The organism is Paenibacillus marinisediminis (assembly GCF_054343325.1).
The window spans coordinates 75,265-91,345 of sequence record NZ_JBTGUH010000010.1; the positions used below are offsets into that span (position 1 = coordinate 75,265).

14 protein-coding genes and 1 pseudogene are annotated in these 16,081 nt (G+C 37.7%); 2 read left to right on the forward strand and 13 right to left on the reverse strand.

Annotated elements, in window-relative coordinates; genetic code table 11:
* Positions 1-50 precede the first annotated feature (50 nt).
* Together ACXX53_RS18980 and ACXX53_RS18985 are read right to left on the reverse strand one after the other, a co-directional pair.
* Positions 51-824 (reverse strand): SDR family NAD(P)-dependent oxidoreductase, encoded by a 774-nt coding sequence (locus ACXX53_RS18980; RefSeq protein ID WP_458570261.1) that lies wholly within the window; start codon positions 822-824, stop codon positions 51-53.
* Positions 825-858: 34 nt separating this feature from the next.
* Complete coding sequence (locus ACXX53_RS18985; protein ID WP_458570262.1) at positions 859-1,428, reverse strand: dihydrofolate reductase family protein; 570 nt, start codon at positions 1,426-1,428, stop codon at positions 859-861.
* Positions 1,429-1,576: 148 nt separating this feature from the next.
* On the opposite strand from ACXX53_RS18985, the gene ACXX53_RS18990 reads away from it, so the two are divergent.
* The gene (locus ACXX53_RS18990) at positions 1,577-1,858 is read left to right on the forward strand and encodes a hypothetical protein (protein ID WP_458570263.1); all 282 of its coding nucleotides are present in this window, start codon (positions 1,577-1,579) and stop codon (positions 1,856-1,858) included.
* 521 nt (positions 1,859-2,379) lie between these two features.
* Here the strand turns inward: ACXX53_RS18990 and ACXX53_RS18995 are convergent.
* From ACXX53_RS18995 to ACXX53_RS19015, 5 genes are all read right to left on the reverse strand, one after another.
* The gene (locus ACXX53_RS18995; RefSeq protein ID WP_458570264.1) at positions 2,380-3,633 is read right to left on the reverse strand and encodes an L-lactate MFS transporter; all 1,254 of its coding nucleotides are present in this window, start codon (positions 3,631-3,633) and stop codon (positions 2,380-2,382) included.
* Between the two features lie 163 nt (positions 3,634-3,796).
* On the reverse strand, positions 3,797-4,543 hold the full coding sequence (locus tag ACXX53_RS19000) for a LytR/AlgR family response regulator transcription factor (protein ID WP_458570265.1): 747 nt from the start codon (positions 4,541-4,543) through the stop codon (positions 3,797-3,799).
* On the reverse strand, positions 4,540-6,183 hold the full coding sequence (locus ACXX53_RS19005; protein ID WP_458570266.1) for a LytS/YhcK type 5TM receptor domain-containing protein: 1,644 nt from the start codon (positions 6,181-6,183) through the stop codon (positions 4,540-4,542). The genes ACXX53_RS19000 and ACXX53_RS19005 overlap by 4 nt, the downstream gene beginning before the upstream one ends.
* A 215-nt stretch (positions 6,184-6,398) precedes the next feature.
* On the reverse strand, positions 6,399-7,577 hold the full coding sequence (locus tag ACXX53_RS19010; RefSeq protein ID WP_458570267.1) for a multidrug effflux MFS transporter: 1,179 nt from the start codon (positions 7,575-7,577) through the stop codon (positions 6,399-6,401).
* Positions 7,578-7,743: 166 nt separating this feature from the next.
* A complete protein-coding gene (locus ACXX53_RS19015; protein ID WP_458570268.1) occupies positions 7,744-8,247 on the reverse strand; it encodes an N-acetyltransferase family protein in 504 nt (167 codons plus the stop codon).
* A gap of 1,462 nt (positions 8,248-9,709) precedes the next feature.
* Here ACXX53_RS19015 and istB point away from each other — a divergent pair.
* Positions 9,710-10,570, forward strand: a pseudogene (gene istB, locus ACXX53_RS19020) (IS21-like element helper ATPase IstB).
* Here istB and ACXX53_RS19025 read toward each other — a convergent pair.
* The 6 genes from ACXX53_RS19025 to ACXX53_RS19050 form a co-directional block, all read right to left on the reverse strand.
* Positions 10,511-10,726, reverse strand: coding sequence for a DUF4372 domain-containing protein (locus ACXX53_RS19025; RefSeq protein WP_458570302.1), 216 nt, complete (start codon positions 10,724-10,726; stop codon positions 10,511-10,513). The pseudogene istB and the gene ACXX53_RS19025 overlap by 60 nt on opposite strands.
* A gap of 372 nt (positions 10,727-11,098) precedes the next feature.
* A complete protein-coding gene (locus ACXX53_RS19030; protein WP_458570269.1) occupies positions 11,099-12,331 on the reverse strand; it encodes a glycosyltransferase family 39 protein in 1,233 nt (410 codons plus the stop codon).
* A 497-nt stretch (positions 12,332-12,828) separates the two neighbouring features.
* Positions 12,829-13,275, reverse strand: a complete 447-nt coding sequence (locus ACXX53_RS19035; RefSeq protein WP_458570270.1) for a hypothetical protein — start codon at positions 13,273-13,275, stop codon at positions 12,829-12,831.
* Positions 13,250-13,780, reverse strand: a complete 531-nt coding sequence (locus ACXX53_RS19040) for a MauE/DoxX family redox-associated membrane protein (RefSeq protein WP_458570271.1) — start codon at positions 13,778-13,780, stop codon at positions 13,250-13,252. Before ACXX53_RS19040 ends, ACXX53_RS19035 begins: the two co-directional genes overlap by 26 nt.
* A 39-nt stretch (positions 13,781-13,819) precedes the next feature.
* On the reverse strand, positions 13,820-14,200 hold the full coding sequence (locus ACXX53_RS19045) for a hypothetical protein (protein WP_458570272.1): 381 nt from the start codon (positions 14,198-14,200) through the stop codon (positions 13,820-13,822).
* Positions 14,201-16,024, reverse strand: coding sequence for an ABC transporter ATP-binding protein (locus tag ACXX53_RS19050; protein ID WP_458570273.1), 1,824 nt, complete (start codon positions 16,022-16,024; stop codon positions 14,201-14,203). It lies immediately after the preceding gene.
* Between the last annotated feature and the right edge of the window lie 57 nt (positions 16,025-16,081).

Below are 16,081 nucleotides of genomic sequence, written 5' to 3' on the forward strand. Positions count from 1 at the left end.
AAGCGGCGATTGCTCCTCTAAATTCAATTGGGGAGCAGTCGCCTAACTTTTTAGTAATAAACGGTATTTCCAATGCCGCCAGTTACCGAAATGACATCGCCGGTAATCGATCCCGACAAAGGTGAAGCTAGGAAGGTAACGACATTAGCAATTTCCTCCGCTGTAATCAAGCGACCGAGCGCATTCATTCCCGCGAACTGGCGTAAAGCATCTTCATCCGTAACTTGTTCTCTAAACGCTTCCGTACTTACAATCCCTGGATAAACCGCATTGACGGTAATTCCGTGCTTCCCTAATTCCATGGATGTGGATTTTGTTAAATGGACAACAGATGCATTCCGCGGACCAGAGCTAAAATAATTGCCACCTATTCTGGCAGCCAAACCGCTTATATTAATGATACGTCCCCAATTATTTTTTATCATATAAGGTGCTACAGCACGGATACTGCGAAAATAGCCCAAATACTTTTCTTCAAAATCTTTCAGAATAAGTTCCTCATTAATGCTGTTAAAATCCTCTGGCACTTGACCTCCAACACGAGCCCCGCTGTTGATAAGAATATCAATACTCCCCATCGCCGCTGCTGAATTCTCAACTAGTTTTAGGATAGAATCCGGATTCGTGGTATCTGCCACAATCGGATAGATATTTCTTTTTGTTTCCTGGGCCAATTCCTCTGCAGCGATTTTTAGCGAGGATTCGTTTCTTGAACAAATCGTACAGTCTACACCTTCCAGAGCCATTTGGCGGGCAATCGCTTTACCAATGCCACGGCTTCCTCCTACAATAAGTGCTTTTTTTCCAGATAACTTTAAGTCCATAGCTGTAACCTCCTGGCTGAATTAGCTGATATTATTAATTCCCATTTAAATGATAGATTAGCTGCACAACGCCAGAGGAGAACGTTCTTGTACTAACTATTTTTAAGTTCAACCTCTGTTTTATATCTATAAACAACGGCTTTCCTTCTCCCAAAATAACAGGGTGAACAGATAATCTAAATTCATCAACTAGCCCTAAATTGATAAACGTTGTAATAAGACTTGCTCCACCATATAACCAGATGTCTTTACCAGGCTTGTTCTTCAATTTATTTACTTCTTCAATAAGATTGTCGTTTATGAATATTGCTTTATGATCCGTTCCCTTTTGCGTTCTGGAAAACACGTATTTTTCTTTGCTGTGAACTAATTCCCACATTTCTTTTTCAGCATCCGTACCTTCAACTTCTGGAGTAAATTGTCCCCATAAATCATAGCTTTTTCTTCCGTATAAGATAGTATCAATTTGATTTAAGAAATGAATAAACCCCATCTCTGAGTCCATGATGCACCAATCAACTTCCCCATTTTTCCCTTCAATAAAACCATCTAAAGTAACAGCTAAATCTAAAATGACTCTTCTTGCTCTTACGTCATTGGACATATTTCTTCCTCCCTTTAACGGAACAATTTTATTAACAGCGTGATTGTTCCTTGCTCTGTTCATATTTACTTCAAGCACTAACAAATGTTACCTTAAGGCTACAGTATGTCATATTACTATAGCTTTAGTTTTTATTAAGGAGGTAAAGATGAACACAATAAATTACTATTATTTGAGTTTAATTTCAATATTGATATCAACATTTACTCAGTACAAAAAGTTTATCTTCTTGCTTAATGAGGACTATATAGTTCCCAATCAAGCTAATGGTTTGGGTGTAGCTTTAGGTATCATTTTATTTCCTTTTCTAATTTTTATAACACACCTAATTGTTCATTTAGCTATTTACAATATTATTGTGAAGCGACATAAAAATAAACCTATAGATCTTCAATGGCTTGTTTCAAGTGGTAGTTATTTTAAAAAATAATTTTGCTTTTGGGAGTTACCACTATATTGATTCTTACATCACAGAAAATAACCATATACCCAATATGGATTTCTTTTGTTGACTTTTTGACTTATAGTAATTATTTGTTTTGGTTACTCATTTTATTAACTAGGTCTAAAGTGGCATAGCTTCTTCGCCATTCACTTACGTTTCAGTTGTTTTCATTATATAGAGCTGGAATGGTTATGTACTACAAATCATTTACTTCTATTTAACAGGCTTTTTCCCTGTTACAGCGGACGAAACCCACAGTTTAGATGAGATAACAGGGGAAAACCGTGTTACAGAGTCGAGGCACTGTAGAGATGGAGAGGCCAGAGTGAGATAACAGGTTTTTTTCCTGTTACAGCGGGCGAAACTCACAGTTTAGGTGAGATAACAGGGCAAAACCGTGTTACAGAGTCGAGTCGCATGTATTTGATAATAATTTGGAAGTCAAAGAGCTCAGCTTAGTTAGCTGAGCTCATTTTCATTCTCATTACATACTTTATTATTCACGATTATCCCGCATTATATTGCGGCTCTAGCACAACTTCTTGGTCCTTGCTCGACTCATTACGTTGGCTAGGTACTGAGATAAAGATCGCCATCAAGAAGGAGAGCACACACAAGATCGCGATGACTGAAAAGGTAATTTGGAAACCACCGAACGACACACTCAGGAACGAGCCAGCCAAGGCACCTAAACCGAATCCTTGATAAATGATTCCGTAGTTCTTGCTCTGGTTCTTCAGGCCGAAATAGTCAGCCACAATCGCTGGGAAGACTGTGATATTACCGCCAAAACAGAATGCGATCGTCGCGACACATGCGAAGAAGATGCCCGTGGTCAAAGGTATAAAGCTTAAAATCAGGACGGACACTGCCGTTGCGAGAAGCGCGCCAGCTACAACTTTCATACGTCCTACTTTATCAGACAATGGACCGAGTACGAGCCGACCGGAAGTATTGAAGATCGCCACCATAGCTACAGCATTCGCTGCTGTGCTGATATCAAGACCGGCAAGCTGCACACCGATGTCTTTGACGATACCGATCATATACAATCCACTCATACAAGCTGTGAATAGAATAATGAAGAGCATATACGCTTCTTTCGTACGCAGCATTTCTTTGACTGTATAGTTCCGTTGACTGTTCGATTGGGTATTTGCTTTCGCAGGTGTTTCTGTAATTACGGCTTCTTTGATTAAGAACGAACCGGCAATCACCATCACCATCACGATCAATCCCCAGACCAGGAAAGCTTGGGAGACTCCCAAGGTATTGATGAAATGCGCATTGATATATTTAAAAACCAAGCTGCCTGCCCCAAAAGCTCCCACCGAGATCCCCGATACTAGTCCTTTACGTTCAGGAAACCATTTAATTAAATTCGATAGCGATGTGATATAGGCTGTACCATCCGCAAAACCAACAACCACACCAGCTAGTAAATACAACATCCACAACGATGAAACCTGTGAGCTAGCGATTAGCCCTGCACCGAGAACAGCACCTGCAATCATCGTCAAACGCTGAATTCCGATACGATCCTGAATCTTACCGGCGAACAATGTCGCAAAAGCCAGTGCAAAGCTGGTGATGGAAAACGTAATCGATACGGAGCTAAGCTCCCATCCAAATTTGTCAGCTAACGGCTGATTAAATAAACTCCACGTGTATATTGTACCTAATCCCATTTGTACAATGATTGTCCCTAGGACGATCATCCATCGATTTACCTTCGCTTGGGGTGCTTGATGCGTTCTCATGATAGATCCCCTCTTTCCATTCTGCTATGATCAAGATGTTTGCGTTATCTGTAGGGAAGTGAAGGCTTCTTGCGCCTCGCTTTCACACCCTTATCTTACAGGATAAAACGCTTTCTTGAGCCATAAGCGACATGAAATGACGGGATCACGGAATGAACTGCATTTATATACGCATCAACTGCCTAAATTCTTTGACTTTACTTCGACTGACGGGCACTTTGGCATCCAAATCACGTAGACGCAGCAGGTAAGTATTGTTGAACCATGGAACGATTTCATGGATTTGGGACAAATTGATGGTATAGGAACGATGACAACGATAGAATCGATCTTGAGGCAGCATGGCATGAAAGTCCGAAATACTCATCGGCATCGTGTAGATTCCGCTCTTCGTGAATACGTTCGTCACCTTCTCTTGTGCTTCCGCATAGTAGATGTCATCGCTGTCCGTTACGATATATTTGTCATTTTTCAGCAGATTAATGCGTTTCTCCTCAGATCTTTGCCTGCTTTCCACAGGATTTGGACTTCCTCCTTGCTGCAGATCCCGTTCGAAGGCGGTCTCCAGCTTACGTAACATCGCGGCAATCCGGTTCTCGTCATAAGGCTTCAAGATATAATCAAAAGCTTCCAGTTCAAATGCTTGGGCAGCATGTTCCTTATAAGCTGTTGTAAAAATAACATACGGTTTATGGGCGAACTTACTGATATTAGTCGCCAGCAGCATCCCGTCCAGAGATGGAATGTTGATATCGAGAAATATCGCATCGACTTCCTTCTCCTGCAGAAATTTAAGCACATCAAGGCCATCCTCGAATCGCTCCACGATTTCAATGCGGCTATGTTTGGTAATCAGATACTCCAGCTCTTCACTGGCCAATACTTCATCTTCCACAATTATCGCTCTCATCGTGTCTCCTTCTGTATGTCAAAAAAGATGTTCGTTCCTTGATCCAGTCGCTCCATCGTAACACCATGCCCGAAAATGAGCTTCACACGCTTATGCACATTGAAAAGACCAATATGGTTCGGTGGAACTCGCTCCTCCATCACCTGTTCAATGAAATCTTCACGGATACCCACACCAGTATCCTGCACACCTATCCGAATGTAATCTTCATTATCTTTGACATAGATGGTGACCGTTCCGGGTCCTTTCTTCTTCAATATACCGTGGACAATCGCATTCTCCACTAACGGTTGAATGATGAGACTGGGAATCTTCACGGTGACTTCATCCACATCATAAACAACACTTAACCGATTTCCAAAGCGTGCTTTCTCAATTTCCACGTAATTCCGAACCTGCTCCAGCTCCTTATGGATATCGATCAATTCATCCGTTAGCTCCAAATTATAACGTAAATATCCCGATAAATTGACGATCAGCTCCCTCGCTTGATCCGGTCTATTCCGGATTGAGGACCCAATCGCGTTCAACGCATTGAACAAAAAGTGAGGCTGAATGGTTGTCTGCAGCGCTTTGAGCTCAGCTTTATTCGCCATCTCCTTAATCTCTTCCACACGGGAAACTTCCATTAATGTCGAGATGATCTGGGATAAACCGACGGCCATAGTCTGCAGCGGATAGGTAATTTTATGCGCTTTCCGATAATAAATCTTCAAGGTCCCCGTAACTTCTTCTCGCTCTTTCAGCGGAATAATGAGTAAGGATTGAATGCCGGGCATCGCATCATCCAACGCATGGTTGCTTATCATGAACTCCCCGCTCCGTATCGTCTCTTTGGTCATATCACTTATGATCTCATGCCGGAATTGATAGCGGTCTTCCCCATAACCGACGTAAGCGAGCACATTTGAGGCATCCGTAATCGCCACCGCATCGGCTTGAATATCTTCTTTAATAATGGAACAGATCTTGTGCAAGGATTCCGTATTGATGGAGCGAAAATAGGGTAATGTCTTATTCGCAATGTCCAAAGCTAACTTCGCTTGCTGCGCAGCGATTCCTTCCCGCTCACTTTCCACATTCTGAATTAACAAAATGATCAATCCCACATTCAATTGCCCTAGGATCATTGGTCTTGCAATCTTGGATACAATCTCGATACCTAATGATGTAGGCTTCGCCATGAATATGATCAACAGCATCGTTAATGCCTCGCAGGCCATCCCGGCAAAAATCCCGATAAACCAACGCTTCTCTTTCGGTGTTCGAAGATGAATATAGCCAGATACCAGCCCCGCAATAATACTCGTGATGAGACATGGAAATGAGGTCACACCGCCGATGTCGATCAAATAACGGTGGATTCCGGACACTACGCCCACGACAAGACCGACCCAAGGCCCGAATAAGATGCCTCCTGACATAATCACGATGATCCGTACGTTGACGAGCGAGCCTTCCACATCGATGCCTGAGTAGGTACCGAATATTGCAAAGGTACAGAACAGAATCGTAACGACGGCGAACTCCTTCGATGACAGCGATTCTTTTTGCAGAATCTGCCTAAAGCTCGGAATACGAGTTAATAAAAACAAAATAATTAGCAATAATGCTGCCCGCTCAAAGAGCTGAAGCAGCATCGTGAAATCTTCGTCTATGGAAACTACCTCCCGTTATCACAAGCTGTTGTTTGTTTATTTTATCAAAGTTTGCGCTGTTTTCACGCTCCAAATCCATGCAAAATGTTCAACTAAATATAATTAGGCCGACCTAAATCTTATTAGGTCGGCCCAATATCATCTTCATTTTCACGAAAAAGTTGAACAGTCGGTCATATTCAGAATTTTAAACTCGATCATTCTTTATAAAGTAAGGGTAAGCTTATTAAAAGCATAACAATCCCTAGTGCTAAAAAATATAGCGGCATCGCAAGGACTGTTCCGTTATGGAAAACGCTCATACCATAGGTTGTAGCGCTGACGAGTAAATAATAACCTAAGCTAAATATCGCACCCGCAGAACCTATGACATCTTGAAAGTCAATGAGCGCTAAGCTTAAGCAGTTTGGTAAAGCGGTACCTGTACCAAATAAAATAATGAACACACTAGCCATCATGGTTGCCATTTGTAATGAAATCGGTAAAAAATGTACCGACGTAGCGAGCAATGTACCGATGAGCATAATGGCTAACCCGAGCACGATAACCTTCTCAGGTTTTGTGTGGCTAACGAGTCGTTTAGATAGCATCGCACCTGCGATAGAAGCGAGCGCAACGATAATGCCTAAAAAACCATACATCGCACTTGTTAGTGTAAAGTATTGCGTAAAAATAAACGGTGCTTCGGTATAATAGCTAAATAATACACCGTTAATACCACCAATTAATACGCCGTAGCGCCATAGACGAGCATTTGTAATCATGCGCTTTACTATTGGTAGTAGTGGCATCATTTCGATTGTAGCAGGCGATGTTTCAGGTAAGCGTAAAAATGCATAGCAAAATACAATAACACTCATAGCGACTAACACCAAAAATACAACTTTAAAGCCAAAATAATAATCGGCAAAGCCACCAATTAACGGGCCAATGGCAGGTGTGAAGGCCAGGGCAGCTGAAATTTGAGCAAACAGTTTATGACGCTCAACGCCAGAAAAGCTTTCGCGTAAAATCGTTTGTGTCACGACAGAGCCAACACTTGCACCAAACGCTTGAACAAAACGCGCGACTAATAAAACCGCCATCTCATTTGCTACTAAACAAAGTACGTTACCAACAAAATATAAAAACAGCCCATAAAGCATTGCTTTGCGACGACCGATTTTATCGGATAAACGCCCAAAGAAAAATACCCCGAAAGCAAAAGCGATAAAGTACACACTCATCGTAAGCTGTGCATCACTCATAGAAGTTTCAAACGCTTCTGCGATAGAAGGTAATGATGGGCTAAAAATGGTTTCACTAATTTGTGGGAAGCCTACTAATACAATCAGTAATAATAAGCTAGGTATTTTGTTTCCGATGTTCCCCTTCAAAATAATCCTCTCCTAGATGATTATAGGTTTGAAAGAAAAACATCGTAGCTTGGGAAATGGTGGCTTCACGAGTTTAATTCTTTCTAAATCACTCATGAATTCACTTCCTTTCGATAAAAACACATAGAAAATTATACTATCTTTTTAGTAAGTATCCAAGAAACAGCTAAATAAATTTATGATAAATAACCGTTGCATCTAATTCACCATTCGGAGAAATTGCATAACCCGGTATTTTGCCGGATTCTTGATAGTCTAATGATTTGTACAATCTATTGGACGGATCCCCTTCTCTAGTATCTAATACTAAAAGAGACCTGCTTTCTTGTTTTGCTCTTTCTTCTGCTTTTTGCATAAGTGATCGTCCAATACCGTTACGTCTAAAGTTTGGATGAGTCATTAACTTACAAATTTCAGCTCTGTGGCTTCCATTCGGCTTAGTAATTAAATGCAATTGAACACTGCCCGCCACTTTATTGTTTATTTTGGCAATAAACAAGATCACCTCTGGTGCCAAGACAGTTTGCCAATACTTTGTCGCTTCATCTAGCTCCAGTGGAGGTAAAAAACCTACTGACGCTCCATCATCTACTACGATTTTCAAAAGTTCAGAAAGCTCTTCAATATCTTCATCAAGTAGTTTAATCTCTTTTATTTCTAGATTTTGCATTACTGTTCCCCCTCTTGTTCACTCAATATATAAATTGTATATCATCACCAATTGAAGGAACATAAAATTCTGTATCCCGAAACTTCCCCCGAAAATGACTAAAAGCCTCGCCCCTAATAACAAAAGTGCGAAGCCATCAGATATAAATTGTTTAGCTGTAATCTAGGTGTCTCCATCCTTCATCACGTTAAACCACTAGAAGTTTGATGTAAAACCTGAGAAAACACCGAGAAAATCACAGAAAAATCGAGGAAAAGCCTGATGTAGTGAGGGATATGAGGCATTTGGGTCTTCCCTATCCCCTTAATCCCTGCTCCCTGAAACAATAGAAAGGCCGAGCGAAAATCAGGACAAATGCCTAAAATTCGTTCGGCTTAGCGGCAAACTTTATTTGCTCAGTGGCAGACTTTAAGTGCGGAGTTGCAGACTTTAAGTGCGGAGTTGCAGACTAAAATGCATATCTACAGTGGAGTAAATAATCCTGAGTAAAAGCATGATCAATGCATGGTTTGAACCCGCTTCAAAGCCTGAAAAACTTTGATAGGACTGAGAAAATCATTGAGACAAAAATAGATACTATTTTCGAGAAGAAGTCTGCATGGGATGAAATCATAGAGAAGAAAAAGCCGAGCAAATGGCGGGAAATATACCTGCATCTGCTCGGCTCTGATATGACTTTATTTTCTATGATACGAGTTTAGGTACATTGATATGAGTTTATTTTCTACTCATAGCTCTGTTTAGCGACATTATAGTTGGTTCCTAAAAAATCCACTAATATCAAGCATTTTGGGGTTTTTGGTCTCATTTTCAAGTTACATTATAGTTGGTTCCTCAAAATTGATCGCTCAACACGCGATTACATTAAAGTTCGTACCCGGAAATAACATTGAAGTTTGTTCCTAAGATGGGATTTGACTTTTTCACCGTTAAGAAGAAATTTGGGGCAGCCTTTGGTGCGGCCCATGATGATAATTAAGATTCAATTGGTTACCACTTATTATTCAATTACTCGGATATGGATTATCGCCTTTACAAATGATACAAAATGTATTGGCGAGATCGATTTGCTTGATCTGGGATTCGTTTGTATATCGAACGGTATAACTCTCGTTCCTCATCTATATGGATGCAAAGCAGCTTCCGATACCTCTGGCATATCGCGGTTAACAAGTCCCGATGTACTTTTAACCTCGTCCCGTACGATAACCCTTCTCTAGAATACGGCTCGTCTTGATAGCCCTCCAGCCATTCCTCGTACTGAGCCACCATATTGTCCTCTTGCAATTAAATTTAATCCATCAAAACCAAACTTGAAATCTTGCACAATGCCAGATCGTCGCCACTCATCCAAGATGCTACCGCCCTGGCTCCATCGGATTTAGTCACCGACGCGGCAGAAGTTGTGACTACGGTCGACCACGCGGCACAATACGACCTACTACTGCAGGAGGTGGGATAAGTGGCAACCAGCAGTTTAATCGAAGCACGAATTGAAATCGCATGCGGTGAACTGCGCATGCCAGGATTACTTCAGCAATATCCCACTCTACTGCGAGATGCGTTAGAGCAGAATGTCGATCACCTTCATTTCTTAGCTTTGTGCCTTGAACATGAAGTGCTCAAAGAACGGGAACAAAGGCAGCAGTACCTCTTGCGTCAAGCAAATTTTCCAAGACCGAAAACACTGCAGGAGTTTGACTTTACACAAATTTCGAAATTACCGAAGATTAAAATCGAGCAGCTGGCTAAGGGCGCGTTCGTCACAAGGCGCGAGAATGTCTTGTGCATAGGCAGACCTGGAACGGGAAAGAGCCACATTGCGACCGCAATCGTAATGGGGGCTATGCTGGAAGGACATCGAGTCCGCTTCATTCCCGTCATACAGCTAATCCAAGAATTGCAATCAGCCGAGTCCGAGTACCGTTTGGCCCGGTATCTTAAAAGTTGGAGCAAGAACGATCTTGTAATTCTGGACGAGCTAGCTTATGTACCTCTTAGCGAAGGCGGAAAGCTCTTATTTCAATTCATCTCTCAGCGTTACTAGCAGGGTAGCCTGATCATTACCTCCAACCTGGAATTTTCTCAGTGGGTGGATGTATTTGGTGATCCTGCGCTAACCACTGCATTGTTGGACCGACTGATTCACCACTCCTATATCCTTCTGTTTGACGGTGGCTCCTACCGACTACGACAAACCATGGAAGGTCAAGGAATGAATGCTGACTCGTGTTTATTTTCAACACAAACCAAAGCTAATGTTTCACTCCAATACCGGCACCTTCAGGTGCCGATTTTTACCGCTGGGGTGGCCAACTTTTAGATTGGCAAGGTGATCATTGATTGATATATACACCAGTTCCTGCTGAAAATCTTTAGAAAAGACATCGGTGGTGATTTCACGCAGACTATCTCGTTGTTGAATCTGAGCATACAAGAACAATTTCAGGTAGGCCAAGCTCGTAAGTTTTTTGAGTATTTATCTTGTTCTCCTAAAGTGACACGTTCTGTGAACATCTTCGTACAAATGGGAAACATCCATTTACCAAATGAAGAAAGTAGGGTATTCTTGTCCATCGGTGTAATCCTTTTCGATGGATTATGGTCAGATACTACCTGCCATTTCATTGTAAAGGATTTTTTTGTGCATGGATCATTAAACAACACAAGATTGTGAAGATTCAGGAAAAATTAATGCAGCGCTAGTGATTGGCGATAATAAAATCATTCATAATCTATCACCAGAAAAAGATGTTACCATTAGTGACCTAGACAGCACTTGGTATAAGAATCACTATGTAACAGCTGCTCGTATTATTAAGTAAAACAAACAAATCCCTGCTCTGTGTAATCAGAGGCGGGGATTTCTATTTAACGAAGATGCTTTATCTTGATCGATTCTAAATGTTATTATGAAATAATACAATTGTCCTAGTCCTATAAAACATAAAGGTAAAGCAGAGTAAAAATATCTCGACACAGGTGCAAATGGAAGATACACAATAATATTTGTCAAAAAAAACATAAACAAAATTAAACCAGAAGAAATATTTTTCTTAATCGCCATAAATATTAGACCTATAACACCCAATATCACTGATATAATATGGGCAATTTGAAAATAACCTTTTGTTATATATGATATCCCCGGAAAAATATCTCCAACTAAATATTTTAATTTCCCCCACGTATACCATTCAAGGTATGTAAAAGGTTCGTTTATGAACCCATTAATAATTCGATGCATGGCAATTTTACCCATATCCTCAGGTTTTTGTAATGGATCAATATCAGGGAAAGGATTGTTTGGGTATGCCCCCCACAAAAGTGGATTACCCGCTTGTTCTGCTAAAAGAACGATTTTATCAAGAGATATTACATTTCTAATCCACCAAGGAAGCATCGTAACGAAGAAGCCAATGATGAGAAATACGAAATCAATCAATTTATATTTTATCTTTATATCTTTATCCCTTAAAAAGAAATAAACAATTAAAATGAACAAAAATGGTAAAATTGCTGGACGAATCAAAATACAAACACCAAATGTAAATCCAAGTAAAAAAAGATTTTTTTTGTTTTTCTTGTTAATAGAATGTATTAATAGAAGTATAAATAGAAGATTGAAAAAACCATATAAGGTTTCGGTTAAAATATATGAAGAAGATAGTATAAATGTTGGATGTAGCAAATAACAAGCCATAACAAACAATCCAATAATTCGTCTACTAAACAATTTAATAGCAATTAAATATAGCAACAAAGAGCAGATTAGTTGAATTATTATTTGAACCAACTGAATTTGCATTATTGGTGGATTTCCACTTTGGTAGCCAAAAACATAATAACAAAAGGCTAAGAAAATTGGATAACCTGGTGTTGTAAATGCATTAGGAGTAATAGAGGTTCCATAAGGAGTGTAACCATATATACCTTTATCTAGTAACTGGTATACCATTTTGTTATACCCTACTTCATCTCCAGAAAGTGGCTTATTCCATTCAGTAAAATAACATCTGAGTAACAATCCTATCAAAAGTAATAGAATAATTGCACTTTTGAACAGTATATTATTCCTTTTCAAATAAACTTCCCCCAAGATATGGTACTTATGTGCAAGTAACGACCTGATAGTAACAAGATCAGCATGATATAGATAACCTGCATTGTAAGACCCTATTTCGTTGATTTAATCAATATTTCACCATTTAATAAAGTTGTTATCATGGGGCTTATGCCAGATACGGTAGAAAAATGGGTACTCCAAGTGCTGTTTAGAACTGCTTGAAGAACAACAAGTTTCATCGCACATACATATATCTTGGTTGAATGGTCGAATAGCCAACTGCAAAGCGATCCTTAAGTGCGCTTTGGACATCTCCTGCCGTCTTAAATTATTCTCACTTATGAAACTCATCATTTGCTCCGTTGTTAAGAGTCCCTTTATATTCTCCCCAACCTTTCTGATTCTATCAGTTTAGCAACTCGGTTTGGGAGTTTACATAATCTATTTTACAGCCTCGGTGGAATTGATTATACCGAAAGAGCTACCTTTTTTATTTTTATGCTACTGAGTTTTGGTTACCCAACAGACGTAATTTTGTTATTCTGCTCTAATAATTTTAGCCATGTACTTACTTCCGTTATTTTTTCAATTGCTTTATTATCTACTATAATAATTTCATTTTTACTATTTTCTGGTTTGTAGAAGTTACTATCAAAAGCATCAGAATTATAGGTTGCATGGTTAGTCCATTTTTTTCTTTTAACTATAGTTAACCATTTAGGTGCTTTGAAAATTATTAAGAGATTGAACCGATTTATTTTTGAAAGTATTTCATCAATTTCTTGGTAATTCTCTGAAGTATAATCTAGATATAAAATAGTTGCATTCAAATTTGGCTTGATTTCATTTAGCCATAGTAGTATAGTTCTTAGTTTTTTTCTCTCCTTTTTCAATAAATAGATATATATTGAAATTATAGCAATAAAAAATATTAGATTACAATATGTCACTGCTTTTTCCATTACTTCTCCTTTTCCTTTGAAGAAAAATTATCTGTCCTATTTCAATGGATAAAGAAATATTTATTACCAAAATAATCGAATTAATTGCACTCGATAAATCAACTGTATATCTTGGCAAATATAAACCAATGACTAACAGAGATAGAATCATAAAATTTCTTAGCAAGGGGAATTTATTCAAAAATCCGATTGAACCGAAACATGAACATGTATTTGTCTTTGATTTCCTATTTTTTCTCCAAGTGAACCATGTAAATATTAAAAGAGTAATAATTGCGATTATTTCTTTTGTTATTTGTAATATACCAGTTGAAAATGCAACAATAAAAAAGAATTCCAAAAACAAAATTATATATACTAAAAGAGTAATTAATATTTCCGGCGCTAAAATATAACTAATTATTTCGAATTTAAAATTCTTAATTTCTTTTATTTTTGAAATAAACGAGAGAGAAAATAATAATGCAATTAGTAAATTAATCGAATAAGCAAAAGCTATTTCCATCGAAAATCCTCATTCCACTTTGGAGTACCTAATAAGTTATCATACTATTCTTACCGTTATTGGATAAGAGAGATGCTCTTCACCATCGATAAACAGTTTCACTTGTAATATACCTGCTTTATACACTGCGCAATTCACTTTTAATGCCATATCCACTCCTGGAGAAATATCAAAATCTTTGTAATTTCTAACAATGGCAACGTTAGAAAAGCCATACATTTCATTGTCATCATTATAAATCGCAACTTGGCAATCAATCGTTTGATCAGTGGGCATTCTATACAACTTAATAAATATATTGAATTCGTATACAAATGGCAAAGTTTCAGATGAAATGAAATTTATTACTTTACCTATTTCGCATTCTTTTAAATCATTATTAATAACAACAGCGTTTGATACTAACATTAATGCTTCCATTTAATCACCTCTGGAAATATTTTCATGCATTTCATTATACCACTTTGCTTGGGACTGATACATATTTGTATATTCACCGTTCAAGCCCAGTAAATAATTATGAGTTCCTTCTTCTACTAAACAACCATTTTTCAACACATAGATATAGTCAACTTGTGAGCAAACTCCAAGACGATGAGATATAATTATAGAAGTCTTTCCCTCACTTAGTTTTAATAGCTCATCAAATACGGTAGCTTCTGCCAAGGGATCTAAAGCAGCTGTCGGTTCATCGAAAAAAACAACATCAGCATTCTTTAAATAAACCCTACTTAAAGCGACTTTCTGCCATTGCCCACCTGATAAATCTTGACCACCGGGAAACATAGGACTTAAATTAGTCTCATAGCCATCAGTTAAAGTTGAGAAGTACTTATGTATTCCTGCTTTAGTTGCAGCTATTTCAATTGAATTATTATCATTAATATTTTCAATTTTACCAAAAGCAATATTTTCCCTTATTGACAACTGATAATGTAAATAATCCTGAAAGGCAACTGTTACCTTTTTTCGTATATTATCACTAGATATATTTTTTAAATTTACATTGTCATAGTATATGTCTCCGGTTGTGGGTTGATATAAACCTAGTAAACACTTAATTAAAGAGGTCTTTCCAGCTCCATTTTCTCCAACAATAGCTACTTTTTGACCTGCTTTTATTGATAAATTAATATTGTTAAGTATTAGATCTGTCTTGTAAGAGAAAGATAAATTTTTAACATTTATTCCTGTAACTAATTTCTCGGGAAGTTCCAAAGTTTTATCACTCTCATTCAAGTCTGGTATTTTCAAAAAATTAAAATAATGACTTAAATGTAATGAACTCTCATAGAGTCTAGAAAAATCAATGGCAATACTTTGAAGCATTCCTTGTGTAATTAATATAGTTTGGAAAACAGCAATAAATGTTCCTAAAGTTATTTTTCCCGAAACTCCTAAAAACAGAAGGAAACTCGACATACTGATCAATATTATTGTACTAAAAAGTTCGGCTACTATATTTTTTTTAGTAGAACTAATTTCCAAACTCAGTTTTTCGCTAACATTCTTCCAATATATATTTTTCCATGATCCAATTAAATACTCAGAGATACCATAAACTCTAATTTCTTTTGCCGCTTCCCTACTTGTTAACAATTCTTCCAAATAGTTAACTTTTCGATCGCTTGGTGTTTGATGAATTATTTGGGAGTATCTATTTTTCCCAATGATAAGATTTATGGTGAATATCGGTATTAATAAAATTAGAAAACCTAGTCCGAGTATTAAATTGATATTTATTAATACAGCTAGATATCCAACAAATGTAATTATGTTTTGAAGCATTTTAAAAAGAGTCAAAACTACTTGTACACTTCGAGAACTCGAAAAAGAAAGTCTTAGGTGATCATGGTTATTTGAATTATCAAAAAAAGTTAATGGCAATAATGAAGCTTTCTTTAATATTAAGCTATCAATTTTGTATTTAGCGTTTTGTTCTAGTTTTGAACTAATAAGATGTTCATAGGACCTGATAAATGAACTAAGAAGCATAATAGCAAATTGAAATGATAATAGTATAATTGAGTTTCCTAAGTTCTCATTTCCAAAGTTAAAAGTTGTTGCAAGAGAATCAAATAAATTTTTTGTTAAAAGTAATTGAATAGGAGGAATCAAAGACAAAACTAATTTACATATAAAACTTACTATTAATAAATATGGAGATAACTTAAATATGTGAACTAATGTTTTGAAAATATACATGATCTGTGTATTAATATGATCAATTTTCACTTTTATCATCTAACAATATCCTTATCCAAAGAAAATTTTATATCTGAATTGATCAGTATTAAGATG